This is a genomic window from Streptomyces sp. NPDC102258 (genome assembly GCF_055584685.1).
In genome coordinates this window covers 78,665-94,421 of record NZ_JBVJLO010000021.1, presented here as the reverse complement: position 1 = coordinate 94,421, position 15,757 = coordinate 78,665, and the positions used below count along the sequence as shown (strand labels likewise).

Here is a 15,757-nt window from a genome sequence, read left to right as displayed (position 1 = left end):
TGATCGGGGGCAGTTGGTCGTGCCAGAGGGTGAGTGCGTGACCCAGCCGTCACAGGACGCGGCGGTCGCGGCGGCGGTGGCGGCCGAGGCCGCCGCCTGGCGGTCGCGTTTCGTCAGCCTGTTCGACAGGGCGCCCGTGGCGCTGGTGATCAGCGACGCGTACGGCCTGATCCTCGGCGCGAACCCCGCGTTCGCCTCCGCGTGGCAGCTCCAGCCGGGGAAGCTGCAAGGCCGCCGGCTCCTGGACCTCCTCACGCCGACCAACGACCGCCAGTTGCGCCGGCTGGACGAGGCGCTGCGCTCGCGCCGCAGGTCCCGCTACCCGGTCGAGGTGAGCTGGCGGGTCCGGGGGGCCGATCATCACGGCCGGGTCACCGTCGAACCGGTTTCCGACCCGCAGGACGACGTCCCGCGCCTGCTGGTCTCGCTGGTCGAGGAAGCCAGCGGAGCACAGCCCGAACCGCCCCCGTACGACCCGGCGGGCGGCGGCCTGAGTGCCCAGGAGGCCCGGATCCTGCCCCTCGCCGCGGCGGGGCTGTCGGGATCGGCCATCGCCCGGACGGTGGGTCTCACCGTCGACGGGGTCAATTACCACCTGACCCGGCTGTGCCGGCGGCTCGACGTGCCCAACCGCCCCGCGCTGATCGCCCGCGCCTACGTCCTCAACCTCCTGGACCCCACGGCATGGCCCCCGCGCACGGCCGGCCCGCCCGGCCCGGCGGGCACGTCGGTGGCCCGTCGGTGATCCATGGGTGATCCATGGGCGAGATGTCGGCGGCGTCCGCGACCGTGAGCGCCAGAGCTGTCCGCACGGCAGCCGCCGCCACCGCGAGGGAGTCCCACCATGCCGACCACGTCCGCCACCCCGCCCTGGGACGTCCACCGGCCCCCGCCCGCCCCCGGCAAGGTCTTCCTGGTCACCGGCGGCAACGCCGGCATCGGGTACTTCATCGCGGAACAGCTGTCGGCCGGGGGTGCCACCATCGTCCTCGGCAGCCGCAATCCCGCGAAGGCGCAAGCCGCCACGGCCTCGATCCGCGCCCGGGTCCCCGGCGCGCGGGTGCGTTCCGTACGGCTCGACCTCGCCGACCTCTCCTCGCTGCCGGCCGCGGTGGAGGCACTGGGCGTCGAACGCCTCGACGCGGTGGTCCACAACGCCGGTATCGCGCTCGACCACCCGCCGCGCGAGGAGACCCCCGAGGGCCACGAGCTGATGTTCGCCGTGAACCACCTCGGGCACTTCGCGCTGACCCACTGGCTGCTGCCCCTGCTGTCGGCCGCGCCCGCGGCCCGCGTCGTGACGATGGGCAGCTTCGCGGCGAAGACCGAGCGGCTCGACCCGGACGACCCGCAGTCCCGGAAGGACTACCGGCCCAAGACCGCCTACGGACGCTCCAAACTGGCCCAGATGTACTTCGGCCTCGAACTCGACCGCCGCCTGCGCGCCGCCGGCAGCGGGGTGTCGAGCATCGTCGTCCACCCCGGCGGCGCGCTGGACTCCCTCACCCCCTCCCGGCCGCCCGTCCACGTCCGGACCGCCGGAGCGCGGCTGCGCGGCGCGCCGGCCGCCCTGCTCGTCCAGGGCAAGGACGCCGGCGCCTGGCCCGCCGTCCGGGCGGTGCTCGACCCGGACGTGCGCGGCGGAGAGCTGTGGGGCCCGCGCGTGGGCGGCCTGCGCGGCCGGCCCCGGCGCGAACCGGTGTGGCCCCACCTCGCCGACACCGCGGTCGCGGCCCGGCTGTGGGAGGCGAGCCGTGACCTGACCGGCGTCGACCCCGGCCGCCTCCCGTGACATGCGTACGGGTCCTCAGCTCCCGGGAGCGCGGCCCCTGGGCTGTCGGGGCTCGGGGGATTCGGGCGCCGGCGGCACGGGCAGGTCCACCGGCGCTCCCGTGGTGAGGCCGACCGGCGCGTCGTGGTGCATGACGGTGAGGGGCGCTCCGGACATCAGCGTGTAGCGCGCCGTCGCCTGGCCGATCTCGACGCGGACGAGACGCTGCTGGACCCGGACGTTGAAGGCCAGCCGGGTCAGCGAGGCCGGCAGCCGCGGGGCGAACCGTACGGGTGCGTCCGGCTCCCCAGTCTCCGGCTCCCCGGCCTGCGCCTCCCCGGCCTGCGGACTCCCGTCCGGCCGGCTCCCGCCGACCGGCTGCGCGGCGGGCCCCGGACGGGTGCGGCGCAGTCCGCCGAGGCCCTGGACCAGGGCGATCCAGGTGCCCGCGAGCGAGGCCATGTGGAGGCCGTCCCGCGTGTTGTGTTCGAGGTCGTCCAGGTCCATCAGCGCCGCCTCGCGGGTGTAGGCCCAGGCGAGGCGCAGGTGGCCGGTCTCGGCGGCGATCACCGCCTGGCAGCAGGCGGAGAGGGAGGAGTCCCGGACCGTCAGGGGCTCGTAGTACGCGAAGTTGCGGGCCTTCTCCTCGGCGGTGAACTCGTCCGGGCAGGTGAACATGGCCAGGACCAGGTCCGCCTGCTTCACGACCTGCTTGCGGTACAGGTCGAAGTACGGGAAGTGCAGCAGCAGCGGGTACTGGTCCTCGGCGGTGCCGTCGAAGTCCCAGCGTTCCTGGTCGGTGAAGCCGGCGGCCTGCTCGTGCACCTGGAGCCGCCGGCTGTACGGGAGGGCCATCCGCGCGGCGGTGTTGCGCCAGTCCGCGATCTCCTCGGCGTCCACGCGCAGGTCCGGCGCCCGGTCCGGGTGGCGCGCGACGGCGTCGGCCGCGGCGAGCAGGTTCCGCCGGGCCATGGCGTTGGTGTAGAGGTTGTCGCGCGCGATGGCGCTGTACTCGTCGGGGCCGGTGACCCCGTCGATGTGGAAGACGCCGTCGGCGTCGAAGTGGCCGAGCGAGCGCCAGAGCCGGGCGGTGTGCACCAGCAGGTCGAGCCCGGGGCCGCGGTAGAAGTCCCGGTCCCCGGTGGCGAACACGTACCGCTCGACGGCCGCCGCGATGTCGGCGTTGACGTGGAAGGCGACGGTCCCGGCGGGCCAGTAGCCGGAGCACTCGGCGCCGTTGATCGTGCGCCAGGGGAAGGCCGCCCCGCCCAGCCCGAGCTGCCCGGCGCGCTCCAGCGCGCTCGGCAGCGTGGAATGCCGCCAGGCGAGGGCGGCGGCGACGGTGTAGGGCGCGGAGTGGGTGAGGACGGGCAGGACGAAGGACTCGGTGTCCCAGAAGGCGTGGCCGTCGTAGCCGGTGCCCGTGAGGCCCTTGGCCGCGATCGACCGCCGCTCGTTGCGCGCGGCGGCCTGGTAGAGGTGGAAGAGGCCGAACCGGACGGCTTGCTGGACCTCCTCGTCGCCCTCCACCTCGACGTCGGCGCAGGACCAGAACTCGTCCAGGCAGGCCCGCTGCGCGTCGAGCAGCCCCTGCCAGCCGGTGGTGCGGGCCCCCGCCAGGCCGCCCTCCACCTGGTCGCGTACGGCGGGCAGCGAGCGCTGCGCCGACCAGCCGTACGTCACGAACTTGACGAGATCGAGCCGCTGTCCGGGTTCGAGGGTGGCGGTGACGGTCAGGCGGGCGACGTCCGGCTCGCTCTCCGCCGCCCACGCGGTACCGGCGGGGCCTTCCACGATGTGGTCGGCCGCCACCGCGACGCGCTGCCCGCTGGTGGCCGTGCAGTGGATGAGGCGCAGCCGGGTGCCGTGCGCGTAGTGCTCCTCGGGGAGCAGCGCGGAGTCGAGGGCGGCGGCCATGCGCGGGTCGCCGGAGGCCGTGGGCAGCTGCTCGTTGGCGACCAGCTCGGACTGCACGGCGATGGTGGCCGGCCCGTTGAGCGTCTCGACGGTGTACGAGATCGCCGCGACGGCCCGCTGGGCGAGGGAGACCACGCGGTGGGAGGTCAGCCGCACCGTCCGGCCGGAGGGTGAGGTCCACTCGGCGGAGCGGCTCAGGACGCCGCTGCGGTAGTCCAGGACGCGCTCGTGCGAGAGGAGTTCGCCGTAGCGCAGGTCGAAGGGGTGGTCGTCGACGAGCAGCCGGATGACCTTGCCGTCGGTGACGTTGATGGTCGTCTGCCCGGACTCCGGATAGCCGTACCCGGCCTCGGCGTAGGGCAGCGGGTGGCTCTCGTACACGCCGTTGAGGTAGCTGCCCGGCAGGCCGTGCGGTTCGCCCTCGTCGAGGTTGCCGCGCCAGCCGATGAGGCCGTTGGACAGGGCGAAGACGGATTCGCTCTGCGCGAGGACGTCGAGGTCGAGGGCCGTCTCGCGCAGCTGCCAGGGCTCGGTCGCGAAGTTCCGGTGCGTGATCATCCGCGGTCCGGCAGCAGCTCGGCGAGGTCGCCGACCACGACATCGGCCCCGTGGGCGCGCAGTTCGGCCGCCTGGCCGGTGCGGTCGACGCCGACGACGAACCCGAAGCCGCCCGCCTTGCCGGCGGCCACCCCCGCCAGCGCGTCCTCGAACACGGCGGCGTCGCGCGGGTCGGTGCCGAAGAGACGGGCGCCCGCCAGGTAGCTGTCGGGGGCGGGCTTGCCGCGCAGCCCCTGTTCGGCGACGGTCAGGCCGTCGATCCGGCCCTCGAAGAGGTCCTCGATGCCCGCCGCCACCAGCACGTCGCGGCAGTTGGCGCTGGAGGAGACGACGGCCCGGCGCAGGCCCGCGTCGCGCACGGCGCGCACGTACGCCACGGAGCCCTCGTACGGCTCCACCCCCTGCTCGCGGATCGCCCGGAGCACCAGCTCGTTCTTACGGGTGCCCAGACCGTGGACCGTCTCCCGCTCGGGGCCGTCGTCCGCCGTCCCCTCGGGCAGGGTGATGTCCCGGGAGGCGAGGAAGGTGCGTACGCCGTCCTCGCGGGAGCGGCCGTCCACGTACTCGTCGTAGTCGCGCACGGGGTCGAAGGGCACGAAGGCCGAGCCGTCGTGGTCGGCCCGCCGGCGCAGGTAGTCGTCGAACATCTCTTTCCAGGCGGCCGCGTGGACCTTCGCGGTCCGGGTGAGCACGCCGTCGAGGTCGAACAGGCAGGTGCTGACGTGGTCGGGGAGTCCCAGCATGCGGTCGAGGCTAGGAGGGCGCGGCGGCCCGCGGGCACCGCGGCGCCCGCTGGGCGGGCGCGGTGCCCCGTACGGCTGAGCGGGTGTGGCGTTCGGAGCAGCGCGCCCGCGGCCTCACAGCCCGGCGGCCCGGTGCCGTTCGGGCAGGTGCCAGCGGTAGGGGGCGACGAGGGACGCGATGGCCTCGGGACCCCAGGAGCCGGGGGCGTACGGGGCGACGGGCGGGGGCGCGTCCAGCAGCGGCGCGGAGACCTCCCACAGGCGTTCGATGCCGTCGGAGCGGGTGAAGAGGGACTGGTCGCCCAGCATGGCCTGGAGGATGAGGTGCTCGTACGCCTCCAGGGCGTTGTCGGTGGTGAAGGAGCTCCGGTAGCCGAAGACCATGGCGGCTTCCGCGAGCTGCATGGCGGGGCCGGGTTCCTTGACGAGGAAGCGGGCGGTGATCGAGCCCGGGTCGGCGAAGTCGATGACGAGTTCGTTGGCGCGGCCGTCCGCCGCCTCCCGGGCGTCCAGCGGGAACATGCCCAGCACGGGCTCGCGCAGGCCGAGGGTGACGACGTGCCGCCCTTCGGCCAGCGCCTTGCCCGAGCGCAGGTGGAAGGGCACGCCGGCCCAGCGCCAGTTGTCGATGTCGACGCGCAGCGCGACGAAGGTCTCGGTGTCCGAGTCCGGGGCGACCCCCGGCTCGGCGCGGTAGCCGCTGTACTGGCCGCGTACGACGTGCGCCGGGTCCAGGGGCCGCATGCTGCGGAAGACCTTGACCTGCTCGTCCCGCAGCGCTTGTGCTTCCAGGGCGACCGGCGGTTCCATCGCCAGGAACCCGAGCAGCTGGAACAGGTGCGTGACGACCATGTCGCGGAAGGTGCCGGTGCCCTCGAAGAAGTGGGCGCGGCCCTGGATGTCGATCTGCTCGGGCACGTCGATCTGTACGTGGCTGATGTGCTCGCGGTTCCACAGCGGCTCGAAGAGGCCGTTGGCGAAGCGGAGCGCGAGGATGTTGTCCACCGCCTCCTTGCCGAGGAAGTGGTCGATGCGGAACACCCGGGACTCGTCGAAGACGGCGTGCACGGCCGCGTTGAGTGCGACGGCGGACGCGAGGTCCGTCCCGAAGGGCTTCTCGATGATGACCCGGGCGTCCTGGGCCAGGCCCGTGGAGCCGACCATCCCGATGACGGACGTGAACGCCACGGGCGGGACGGCGAGGTGGAACAGCCGCCGGGGGGTGCCGCCGATCGCCCGCTCGGCCTCGGCCACCGCCGCCACCAGCGGCCCGGTCGCGTCCGGGTCGGCCGCGCCGAAGGACAGGGCGGCCTCGAACTCCGCCCAGGCGGGGCCCTCGGGGCGCGAGCGGCCGAACTCCGCCACGGCCTGGCGCGCGTGCGCGCGGAACCGCTCGTCGCTGAGCGCCTCGGCCGCCGGGGCCGAGCCGACGATGCGGTAGCGCGACGGCAGGAGCCCCGCCTTGGCGAGGTGGAAGAGGCCGGGGAGCAGTTTGCGCCGGGCCAGGTCACCGGTGGCGCCGAAGAGCACGACGACGTGGTCGGCGGGACGCGGCTGGGGCTGGGCCGGGGGCGGTGACTGCTCGGTACCGGGTTCCTGGTTCATGGCGGGCCTCACACGCGGCCCGTGCGGTCGTCTGGTCCGACTGCCGTGCCGAGCCGCAGGGGTGCGTCCGATGCCATCGCCGTGCTCCCGTTCTCCCGCTCCTGGCCGTCGGCCCGCGCCGCACGGTGCGCGCCCCCCGCGTGCGCGGCACGGCCGTACCACCTTCCCCCCTCCGCGCCCCGCCGTGGGCACCCACCACGGCTCCGCGCCCGGAAACTCCGCCAGTCGGCCCCCCCGGCGGCTACGGAGATCCTCCCGATGGAAACGGGGACACATCCCCACTACGCGTGTTACCGTCGGGCTGATGAAACGGGGAGCACTCCCCACTTCCATGGGAGGGCGCGGGAGATGGCGGACAGGGCCTTGGTGCTGGGCGGCGGGGGAGCGGTGGGCCTCGCCTGGACGGTCGGAATGCTGGCCGGCCTGGCCGAGGCGGGCATCGCACTCCACCGGGCCGACGTCACGATCGGCACCTCCGCCGGCTCCGTGGTCGGCGCCCGCCTCGCCTCCGGCGTGAGCGCCGGGCGGATGTACGCCGAACTGCTGGCGGGAGCACCGGAGATCGACGTCACGGTCACCCTCGGCCAGACCGCCCGCTTCCTCTGGGCCGCGCTCGGCTCCCGCGACCCACAGCGCTCGGTGCGGCGCCTCGGCCGCGCCGCGCTGGCCGCCTCCACCGTTCCCGAGTCGGCGGTGCACGCGGCGGTCGCCACCCTGCTGGGAGGCGTACGGGACTGGCCGTCCACCGACCTGCGGCTTACCGCGGTCGACGCCGGGACCGGGGAGCTGGAGGTCTTCGACAGCACGTCGGGCGTCGCGCTGCCGGAGGCGGTGGCGGCGAGCTGCGCGGTGCCGCTGGTCTGGCCGCCCGTCTCGGCGGCCGGCCGCCGCTGGATGGACGGCGGCAGCCGCTCGACGGCCAACGTCCACCTCGCGCGCGGCCACCGGCGGGTCATCGCCCTCACCCCGATCCCGAAAGCCGTCGGCCCGCACCCGAGCGCCACCGCACAGGGCGCGGAACTCGCCGCGGACGGGACACCGGTGGCGGTCCTCACCCCCGACCGAGCCGCCCGCGGGGCGTTCGGCCGCAACATGCTCGACCAGACCCGCCGCGCCGCGGCCGCCCGGGCGGGCCACCGGCAGGCCGCCACGTGCGCGGACGCCGTACGCACGGTGTGGGGGCCCTGACGAAGGCGCCGGCCGGTCCGGCCGTGCCGCCACGCGTCCTCGGCGGCGACCCCCTCGCGGGGCAGCCCGCCCGGGAGATGGCGGGCGGGCATGGGTGATCATGGCCGGATGGACACTCGTTTCCTCGGCATCGCCGAACTGGCAGAGGTGCCGTCCGTGGCGGTCGTGATCGACGTCATGCGGGCCTACACGGTGGCCGCCTGGGCCTTCGCCCGGGGGGCGGAGAAGATCGTGCTCGCCGCGTCCCTGGACGAGGCCCTCGCGCTCAAGGCGCGCCACCCCGACTGGGTCGCGCTGAAGGACGGTCCGGCCGCCCCCGGCTTCGACGCCGTCAACTCGCCGGGCCTGCTGCGCTCCGTCGACCTGGGCGGCCGGACCGTGGTGCAGAAGACCACGGCGGGGACGGTCGGCGCGCTCGCCGTCAAGGAGGCCTCGCTGGTGCTGTGCGCCGGCTTCGTGGTGGCGGAGGCGACGGCCCGGCTCTTGCGCGCACGCGGGTGCGAGCGCGTCACGTACGTCGTCACCGGCGAGGACGGGCGGGCCGAAGAGGACCTGGCCTGCGCCCAGTACATCGCCCGCAGGGCCGCCGGAACCCCGACGGACCCGGCCGGATACCTCCGCCGCGCCGCCGCGTCGCGTGCCGCCTCCGAACTCGCGGAAGGGCTCCGTGAGGGAGCCCACCGCGATGACGTCGCGCTCTGCCTCGACCTCGACCGGTTCCCCTTCGCCATGGTGGCCGCCCCGGAGGACTCGCTCATGGTCCTGCGCCCGCTCGCCGATGCCGCTACGACAGGGTGAAACCGCTGTAGCCGGCCTGCGCGCAGGCGTCGCACTCCTCCCGGTAGCGGTCCAGGCCGCCGGTGTACGCCAGGAACACCCGTGGCTTGCCCGGCACGTTCGCCCCGTTGTACCAGGACGCGACGTCCCGGTAGAGGGTCCCGTCGGCGAGGGCGGCGACGTGTGCGCCCCAGGCTTCCTCGGCCCGCGCGGTGGCGTCGATCTCCGTGAGGGCGCGGTCGCGCAGGTACGCGACGCAGTCGGTGATCCACTCCACGTGCTGCTCGATCGCGACCACCGCGTTGCTGAGGACGGAGGGGCTCAGCGGGCCGAGGACGGTGAACAGGTTGGGGAACCCCGCCGAGAGCAGCCCCAGATGGGTGCGCGGGCCGTCGGCCCACTTCTCCCTGAGCGTGGTGCCCCCCTTGCCCACGATGTCGAGGGCGAGCTGGGAGCCGGTCAGCGCGTCGAAGCCGGTGGCGTGGACGATGACGTCGGCCGCGTGCAGCCGTCCGGCGGTCCTGACCCCCTGCGGCGCGATCTCCACGATCGGGTCCCGCGTGAGGTCCACGATGCCGACGTGCGGCTGGTTGTACGTGGCGTAGTAGCCGGTGTCCAGGCACGGGCGCTTGGTGCCGTACGGGAAGCCGCGCGGTGTCAGCGTCGCCGCCGTGTCCGGGTCGGCGACGATCGCCCGGATCTTGGCGCGGACGAACGCGGCGACCGTCTCGTTGGCCTCCGGGTCGACGAGGAGGTCGGTGTACGTCCGCAGCAGCCCGCTCAGCAGGCCGGATGCCCAGCCCCGCTCGTAGGCGGCGTGCCGCTCGGCCTCCCGCGCCGCGAGGGCCGGCCCGGTCGGCGGCTCGAAGACGGTGCCACCGCGCGAGCGCCGCTGTGCCGTGCGGAACTGCGGGTACTCGGCCTTCACGGCGGCCACCTCGGCCGCGGACAGGGGGCGGTTGTGGGCGGGGAGCGCGTACACGGCCGTGCGCTGGAACACCGTCAGCGACGCCGCCTGCCGGGCGAGCAGCGGGACGGCCTGGACGGCGGAGCAGCCCGTACCGATCACGGCGACGCGCTGCCCGGTGAGGTCCACGCCCTCGTGCGGCCAGTCGGCGGTGTGCAGGGAGCGGCCCGCGAAGGCGGCGGCGCCGGGGACGTCCGGTTCCTTGACCGCGGACATGCAGCCCGTCGCCAGGACGAGGAACCGGGTGGTCACCGTCTCCCCGGTGTCGGTGGTGACCGCCCAGGTGTGCGCGTCCTCGTCGTACACCGCCCGCTCCACGCGGGTCCGCAGAGTGATGTCCGCGCGCAGGCCGAAGCGGTCGGCGACGTGCCGCAGGTAGCGCAGCAGCTCCGGCTGCGTCGCGTAGCGCTCGCTCCAGTCCCATTCCTGGTCCAGCTCGGGGGAGAAGGAGTAGGAGTACGAGGTGCTCTCGATGTCGCAGCGCGCACCGGGGTAGCGGTTGCGGAACCAGGTGCCACCGACGTCGTCGCAGGCCTCGAACAGCCGGGTGGTCAAGCCCAGTTCGCGCAGCCGGTACAGCTGGTACAGGCCGGCGAAGCCCGCACCGACCACGACGGCGTCGAGCGGGGCGGCGGGGGAGGGGGGCCGGGGGGCGCCGGGCATGCCGGTCAGACGCCCGTGGGCGCGGAGGGGGCCAGGGCGGAGATCTCCGTCAGGTCCATGCCCATCTGCGCGTGGAGGAAGCGGACGATGGTCCAGTGCGGCAGGGCGTCCTCGTCGAAGGGGCCGAAGGCGGCGACGTACAGGGGGATCCAGCGCAGGGCTTCCTCGACGGACTTCTCGCGCCCGCGCCCGGGATCGGCTCCGTGGCCGTCCTGGTAGGCGTCGTAGGCGATGCTGCGGTGGTGGATGAAGCGCCGGCCGGGCAGGCGCTCCTCGCACAGCTCCCGGTACTCGCGGGTCTGCAGGATGAGGAAGTGCCAGATCTCGTCGATCTCCTGTTCCACGGGCAGGAAGAGGCCGCCGAGGCGGTCGGGGTGGAGGGAGACCAGGTAGAGGTAGCGCAGGCATTCGCGCACCTGGTGCTCGACGCGGTCGCGTGCCGCGTGGTCGTGGTCGTGGTCGTGTTTCGCGGTGAAGTACCCGACGGTCTCCTCGTACAGGGCCAGGCCCAGGAGGTCGGTGGCGGTGGTGGCGGCGTGGGGTGCGGACGGGGTCACGGGGTCGGCTCCTGTTCGGGTTCCGGTACGGGCCCCAGCCAGGCGTACTTGCCGGAGCGGCCGATCGGCAGGCGGGTGACGTGGGCCAGGCCGCAGGGCCGCCCGATGAGCTGCTCGACGGCCTCGGTCAGACGGTCGGCCCCGGAGGCGTCGAGCGGGCTGTCGTCGAAGGTCACGTACGCGAGGGTGGCGGCGGCGGCCGGACCGGCGGCGGGCGCGGGCGGGCTCAGCCGGTAGAGGAACACCCGCTCGCAGACGGCCGCGACGCGGGCGTCGAGGTCGGCCTGGGCGACGGGCCCGTGCGGGGTGTCGAGGAGCTCCTTCTCCCGGCCGCAGAAGGCGGTGATCCGCTCGGGGTCGCCGCTGCCGTCGGCGGTGCGCACGCAGTCGCCGGAGCGGTAGCGCACCAGCGGCATGTACGGGTTGCGCAGGCTGGTGACGATGAGGCTGTGGATGCCGCTGCCGGGGGCCACCGGGAGGAGTTCGACGCTCATGTCCTCCAGGTGGGGACGGTAGCGGCCGGTGCGCGGGTCGCTGGAGTAGAGGTAGCCGAGTTCGGTGCTGCCGAAGAGGTCGACGACCGGGCAGTCGAAGCGGTCGCGCAGCAGGGCGCGGACGTTGAGCGGGGTGTACTCGTAAGCGTGGACGATGCTGTGCGGCTGGGGGAACTCGTCCCACAGCTTCCAGGCGTCCACCTTCCGTACGAGGTGGGCGAGGTGGTGGCCCGAGCAGTCCAGGTGGTAGCCGCCGTCGGGGTGGGCGTCGGCGATCCCACGGATCTCGGCGAGCATCGCCCGCACCTGCGTCCGGGTCCAGTCGGCCGGATCGAGGGTGCGGTTGAGGTAGAGCGTGCGGTCGTCGAGCCAGCGCTCGCCGGCCGTGGCCCCTGGCTTCCTCGCGTTGACCCGGGCGACGTGCTCGGTGGCGAGCACGGTGGTCAGCGAGACGCGCTTGGCGTGCGCCGCCCAGGTGGCGCGCAGGTCGGGGTGCTCGCTCCACAGGCGGTAGTACGAACGGAGCAGGAAGTAGGGCGGCCGGATCAGCTGCATCCGGGCGTTGTTCGTGCCGGTCGACAGCACGTACTCGGCCTCTCCCGAGGCAAGGGCCTCGGCCAGCCGGGGGGTCATCCAGTTGTCGGGGAACCCCCGGGCGATCTCGGGTTTCTCCAGGATCGGGAAGTCGCCCCGGGCGACGCTCTCGCGGTAGAGCGGGATGTCCCGCACCCGGTCCACGACGTGCGGGCTGGGCAACGGACTCATCAGGGCCTCCTTGGGATCGCGGCGGCCGGGGACCGTCGCCGCCGCCGTGCGCGGACGGCGGCGACGGGCCCCGGTGCGGGCGGGTCAGGTCGGGTCGGGTCGGGTCAGGAGATGCAGCCGGTCTTGCCGGTGACGCTGATGCAGCCCTCCTTCGGGGTGGCGCTGATGCAGCCCTCCTTGGCGCCCTGCGCCGAGTTGGCGGCTACCCACTGGGCCCAGACGCCGTCCTTGGTCAGGTGTTCGATGAGCCGGTCCATGGTGGTCCTCCTCGTATGCCGGGGATGGGGATGCGGGTGCCGGAGTCCCCCGTCGGCGACCCGCCCTCCGAAGGTAAAGAGCGGTTCAATCAACTGTCAACGGAGAGTCAAGTCGGTTGGCGTGAAGTGGCCTTGGGCATCGCCCGGCCGTGCGCGGGCAGCCCGGCGCGACCCCCGCCGGGAGTCTCCCGAGGGGGCTTCCACCAGCGCCCGTGCGGTGCCGGGCGGCGGCGTGCGGAGCTCTTCCGACGTCAGCCGTGACCGGCTTCGAAGGGCTCCGGACGATCACCACGTCCGGATCTGCCCTCCCGGTCGGCCCCGAGGCCGACGCCCACGGCCAGGGCCGGCCCGGCGGCGCCGGTGACCAGGCGCACCGGTTCGCCGCCCGCCGCCTGGTGCCGCAGCGCCCAGCCCTCCAGCGCCGTCTGGCAGGCGACGTCCAGGTGGCGCACCCCGCTCAGGTCCAGCTCGACCGGACGGTCCTTGGGCAGCGCCTCCAGCGTCTCCAGCGTCCGGGGCAACCGCAGGAAGGTGGCGTGGCCCGCGAGCGTCAGCACCAGGTGCCCGTCGGGGCGTTCGCGTACGTCGATCTGGACGTGCGAGGTGTCCCAGGCGCACTTGGCCACCGCGAGGACCAGCCCCAGGATCACGCCCTCGAACAGGTTCGTCACCACGATCGCGACGGCGGTGACCCCGAGGATCAGGGCCTCGCCCCGGTCGCGGCGCACCAGGGGGGCGATCTCCTTGACCGGCACCAGCTTGCAACCCGCGTGCACCAGCACGCCCGCCAGCGCGGCGAGCGGGATGATCCCGATGGCGGCCGGCAGCAGCACCGTGAACAGCGCCAGCCAGACCCCGTGCAGGATGCGCGAGAGCGACGTACGCGCCCCCGCCTGCACGTTGGCCGAACTGCGGACGATCACGGCGGTCATGGGCAGAGCGCCGAGCATGCCGCACAGGCTGTTGCCGACGCCCTGCGCCACCAGTTCCTTGTCGTAGTGCGTACGCGGCCCGGTGTGCATCCGGTCCACGGCCGCCGCGCTGAAGAGGGACTCGGCGGACGCGATGAGGGTGAAGGCGACGACCGTGCCGAGTACGGCGAGGCCGCCCAGCTCCGCCAGATCGCTCAGGCCGGGTGGCTGGATCGTGTCCAGCAGCCCCCGTACCGTCACGGGAGCCACGTCCAGGCGGAAGACGGCCGTCACGGCGGTGGCCAGGGCCACCGCGGCGAGCGGCGCGGGCACCACGCGTACGGAGGAGGGCATCCTCGGCCAGACGACGAGCACGCCCACGCTGCCCAGCCCGACGAGCACGGCGGTCAGGGCTCCGGGACCGGTGGCCACGTCGACGATCAGCCCCGGTACGCCGAGGATCTTGTCCAGGCCGGAGCGCGGTTGCCGGGCGCCGGCCATGGTGTAGAGCTGGCCGAAGATCAGGACGAGCCCGATCCCCGCCAGCATGCCCTGGACGACGGAGACGGAGATGGCGCGGAACCAGCGCCCGCAGCGCAGCAGCCCGAGCGCGATCTGGAGCACGCCCGTGAGGAGCACGATCGCCCCCAGCATGCCGAGGCCGAACTCCTGGACGGCCTCGAAGACCAGGACGGTCAGCCCGGCCGCCGGACCGCTGACCTGGAGCGAGCTGCCGGGCAGGAAGCCCACCACCAGTCCGCCCACGATGCCGGTGAGCAGGCCCAGTTCGGCGGGGACGCCGGAGGCGACGGCGACTCCGACGCACAGGGGCAGGGCGACGAGGAAGACGACCAGCGAGGCGAGCACGTCCTGGCGCAGGACGCGGGGCCGGCGCAGTTCCCCGAAGGAGGTACGCAGGTGGGTGCGCGTGGCCGACATGATCCCGGGGTCGGGGCCCGTGCCCTTACCGGGCTGAGTGCCGGGGCCGGGGCCGCGCCGCGGGCCGTTCACAGCGGCCCGAAGGCGGGCCGGCCCGCCGCGTCGCCCCGCCCGAACGCGGCCCGCGACGCGTCGTGCGTCCGGCCGCCGTCCGGTGGGGGCCGGTAGGCGGTGACGGCGCCGGTGTGCACCTCGTAATACCAGCCGTGCAGGGACAGTGAGCCCCGTGCACGGCCCTCGCGGACACAGGGGTAGTCCCCCAAGGCCGCCAGCTGGGCGACGACATGGGCCCGTACGGCATCGGCGACGTCCGGCGCGCCGGCCGCCAAGGTGCGTACGGGAGCGCCGGACGGGACGGCATGCTCCAGCCAGCCGCGGACGGCGGGCACGGTGGACAGGTCCTCCCCCCGGACCAGGGCGCCGATCGCCCCGCAGTGCGAGTGCCCGCAGACGACGATGTCGCGGATGCCGAGCACCCGCACCGCGTACTCGATGGTGGCCGCCTCGCCCAGCGGGCGGTCGTCGGCCGGATACGGCGGGACGACATTGCCCGCCGTGCGCAGTTCGAAGAGCTCGCCGGGCCGCGCTCCGGTGATCAGGGCGGGGACGACGCGGGAGTCCGAGCAGGTGATGAACAGGGCCTGGGGCGACTGCCCCGCTTCCAGGGCCCGGAAGCTGTCGGTGTGCCGGGGGTCAGCGACATGGTGCGCGGCGAAGGCGCGCGCGTGGTCGATGAGTGACTTCATGCTGGCCTGCCTCCTGCGCCCGTCACGGCACGGTGCCGGGGGCGCGGTGTGGTCGGGTCGGTGGAGGGGGCTCCGGCGCGGTCATACGGGATGGGGCCGGGCCGCCCGTTCGCACGGTCCGAGCGGACCGTGACCGACATTTTGCCAGTCCCATACCTGTCTTTGACAGAGTGTTTTTCTGCCACCCCGCCCACCCCGTCCGAGATCCGACCCACTTGACCGTCGTGCGTCCCCTTTTGTCAGGGGGTGGTGCCGACGAGGACGCCGACCTTGTCGACGCGGTGCTCGGGGTTGTCCTGCGCGTCCCGCCAGGTGTTGCCCGCGGCGTCGTCCTCGGGCGTGAGGCAGGTGGTGACGGTGATCATCGCGCGGCTCGGCGACGCGCCGCTGGAGCCGGGGACCGGGGCGCGCTGCTCCGCCATGGAGGACGGGGAGCGGAAGGAGGTCGTCCGGGTGGTGCCGATGACGTACTCGTACGTCACGCCGCCCGCGGTGACGAAGACGGACGCACCCTGGGCCAGCGACGGCAGGGCGTTCAGCGGCCCGCCGCCGGCGATGCGGTGGCCCGTGACGATGTAGTTGCCGACGTCGCCGGGGCCGACCCCGCCGCCGGGGCCGTAGGGGCTCGCGGCCAGGCCCCGGTCCTGGATCGCCGTACCGGGGGCGTCGTCCGGGCTGCCCTCGTACGGGACGACGGGCAGCCCGGACAGGCCGATGGCCGGTATCGACAGGGTGGCGGCCTGGATGCGGGTCACGGCCGTGGCGGGCGCCGGGGACGACGTCGGCGCCGACTGCCGCGCGAGGGCGCCGGGAGCGGCCGTCAGCAGGACGGCGAGGGACGCGCTGGCGAGCGCCGCCGGCACGCTGCGTGCGGGGCGGTAGGGGCGTGGATACATGGC

Annotated in this window: 14 protein-coding genes; 4 read left to right on the top strand and 10 right to left on the bottom strand. The window is 74.2% G+C overall.

Annotated elements, in window-relative coordinates; genetic code table 11:
- Positions 1 to 37 precede the first annotated feature (37 nt).
- Positions 38 to 745, top strand: a complete 708-nt coding sequence (locus tag ACZ6ZT_RS28955) for a helix-turn-helix transcriptional regulator (protein ID WP_469723010.1) — start codon at positions 38 to 40, stop codon at positions 743 to 745.
- A gap of 99 nt (positions 746 to 844) precedes the next feature.
- Entirely contained in the window at positions 845 to 1,792 is a 948-nt protein-coding gene (locus tag ACZ6ZT_RS28950) for an SDR family NAD(P)-dependent oxidoreductase (protein WP_469723009.1), read from the top strand.
- A 15-nt stretch (positions 1,793 to 1,807) separates the two neighbouring features.
- Here ACZ6ZT_RS28950 and ACZ6ZT_RS28945 read toward each other — a convergent pair whose 3' ends face one another.
- The 3 genes from ACZ6ZT_RS28945 to zwf form a co-directional block, all read right to left on the bottom strand.
- Positions 1,808 to 4,246, bottom strand: coding sequence for a glycoside hydrolase family 65 protein (locus ACZ6ZT_RS28945; RefSeq protein WP_469723007.1), 2,439 nt, complete (start codon positions 4,244 to 4,246; stop codon positions 1,808 to 1,810).
- A complete protein-coding gene (locus ACZ6ZT_RS28940; RefSeq protein ID WP_469723006.1) occupies positions 4,243 to 4,989 on the bottom strand; it encodes an HAD family hydrolase in 747 nt (248 codons plus the stop codon). The genes ACZ6ZT_RS28945 and ACZ6ZT_RS28940 overlap by 4 nt, the downstream gene beginning before the upstream one ends.
- A gap of 114 nt (positions 4,990 to 5,103) precedes the next feature.
- Positions 5,104 to 6,594, bottom strand: a complete 1,491-nt coding sequence (gene zwf / locus ACZ6ZT_RS28935; protein ID WP_469723005.1) for a glucose-6-phosphate dehydrogenase — start codon at positions 6,592 to 6,594, stop codon at positions 5,104 to 5,106.
- Between the two features lie 348 nt (positions 6,595 to 6,942).
- On the opposite strand from zwf, the gene ACZ6ZT_RS28930 reads away from it, so the two are divergent.
- Together ACZ6ZT_RS28930 and ACZ6ZT_RS28925 are read left to right on the top strand one after the other, a co-directional pair.
- The gene (locus tag ACZ6ZT_RS28930) at positions 6,943 to 7,782 is read left to right on the top strand and encodes a patatin-like phospholipase family protein (protein WP_469723003.1); all 840 of its coding nucleotides are present in this window, start codon (positions 6,943 to 6,945) and stop codon (positions 7,780 to 7,782) included.
- A 108-nt stretch (positions 7,783 to 7,890) separates the two neighbouring features.
- Complete coding sequence (locus tag ACZ6ZT_RS28925) at positions 7,891 to 8,580, top strand: 2-phosphosulfolactate phosphatase (RefSeq protein ID WP_469723002.1); 690 nt, start codon at positions 7,891 to 7,893, stop codon at positions 8,578 to 8,580.
- Here ACZ6ZT_RS28925 and ACZ6ZT_RS28920 read toward each other — a convergent pair.
- The 7 genes from ACZ6ZT_RS28920 to ACZ6ZT_RS28890 all read right to left on the bottom strand — a co-directional run bounded on the left by ACZ6ZT_RS28920 (position 8,567) and on the right by ACZ6ZT_RS28890 (position 15,754).
- Positions 8,567 to 10,189: a flavin-containing monooxygenase gene (locus tag ACZ6ZT_RS28920; RefSeq protein WP_469723001.1), complete on the bottom strand. Its 1,623-nt coding sequence runs from the start codon at positions 10,187 to 10,189 to the stop codon at positions 8,567 to 8,569. The two genes, ACZ6ZT_RS28925 and ACZ6ZT_RS28920, sit on opposite strands and share 14 nt — an antisense overlap.
- Before the next feature lie 5 nt (positions 10,190 to 10,194).
- Entirely contained in the window at positions 10,195 to 10,746 is a 552-nt protein-coding gene (locus ACZ6ZT_RS28915; RefSeq protein WP_469723000.1) for a glycine-rich domain-containing protein, read from the bottom strand.
- Entirely contained in the window at positions 10,743 to 12,005 is a 1,263-nt protein-coding gene (locus tag ACZ6ZT_RS28910) for a hypothetical protein (protein WP_469722999.1), read from the bottom strand. Before ACZ6ZT_RS28910 ends, ACZ6ZT_RS28915 begins: the two co-directional genes overlap by 4 nt.
- A gap of 104 nt (positions 12,006 to 12,109) precedes the next feature.
- Complete coding sequence (locus tag ACZ6ZT_RS28905; RefSeq protein WP_469722998.1) at positions 12,110 to 12,262, bottom strand: hypothetical protein; 153 nt, start codon at positions 12,260 to 12,262, stop codon at positions 12,110 to 12,112.
- Positions 12,263 to 12,513: 251 nt separating this feature from the next.
- Positions 12,514 to 14,112, bottom strand: coding sequence for a SulP family inorganic anion transporter (locus ACZ6ZT_RS28900; RefSeq protein ID WP_469722996.1), 1,599 nt, complete (start codon positions 14,110 to 14,112; stop codon positions 12,514 to 12,516).
- A gap of 68 nt (positions 14,113 to 14,180) precedes the next feature.
- Entirely contained in the window at positions 14,181 to 14,858 is a 678-nt protein-coding gene (locus ACZ6ZT_RS28895) for a carbonic anhydrase (protein WP_469722994.1), read from the bottom strand.
- 239 nt (positions 14,859 to 15,097) lie between these two features.
- Positions 15,098 to 15,754 (bottom strand): sortase domain-containing protein, encoded by a 657-nt coding sequence (locus ACZ6ZT_RS28890; protein WP_469722993.1) that lies wholly within the window; start codon positions 15,752 to 15,754, stop codon positions 15,098 to 15,100.
- Between the last annotated feature and the right edge of the window lie 3 nt (positions 15,755 to 15,757).

Bases quoted from the DNA above. Each gene is read 5' to 3' on its own strand.
- ACZ6ZT_RS28925 (WP_469723002.1), top strand. From the start codon at position 7,891: ATGGACACTCGTTTCCTCGGCATCGCCGAACTGGCAGAGGTGCCGTCC.
- ACZ6ZT_RS28900 (WP_469722996.1), bottom strand. From the start codon at position 14,112: ATGTCGGCCACGCGCACCCACCTGCGTACCTCCTTCGGGGAACTGCGC.
- ACZ6ZT_RS28945 (WP_469723007.1), bottom strand. From the start codon at position 4,246: ATGATCACGCACCGGAACTTCGCGACCGAGCCCTGGCAGCTGCGCGAG.
- ACZ6ZT_RS28905 (WP_469722998.1), bottom strand. From the start codon at position 12,262: ATGGACCGGCTCATCGAACACCTGACCAAGGACGGCGTCTGGGCCCAG.
- ACZ6ZT_RS28895 (WP_469722994.1), bottom strand. From the start codon at position 14,858: ATGAAGTCACTCATCGACCACGCGCGCGCCTTCGCCGCGCACCATGTC.
- ACZ6ZT_RS28890 (WP_469722993.1), bottom strand. From the start codon at position 15,754: ATGTATCCACGCCCCTACCGCCCCGCACGCAGCGTGCCGGCGGCGCTC.
- ACZ6ZT_RS28910 (WP_469722999.1), bottom strand. From the start codon at position 12,005: ATGAGTCCGTTGCCCAGCCCGCACGTCGTGGACCGGGTGCGGGACATC.
- ACZ6ZT_RS28950 (WP_469723009.1), top strand. From the start codon at position 845: ATGCCGACCACGTCCGCCACCCCGCCCTGGGACGTCCACCGGCCCCCG.
- ACZ6ZT_RS28940 (WP_469723006.1), bottom strand. From the start codon at position 4,989: ATGCTGGGACTCCCCGACCACGTCAGCACCTGCCTGTTCGACCTCGAC.
- ACZ6ZT_RS28920 (WP_469723001.1), bottom strand. From the start codon at position 10,189: ATGCCCGGCGCCCCCCGGCCCCCCTCCCCCGCCGCCCCGCTCGACGCC.
- ACZ6ZT_RS28930 (WP_469723003.1), top strand. From the start codon at position 6,943: ATGGCGGACAGGGCCTTGGTGCTGGGCGGCGGGGGAGCGGTGGGCCTC.
- zwf (WP_469723005.1), bottom strand. From the start codon at position 6,594: ATGAACCAGGAACCCGGTACCGAGCAGTCACCGCCCCCGGCCCAGCCC.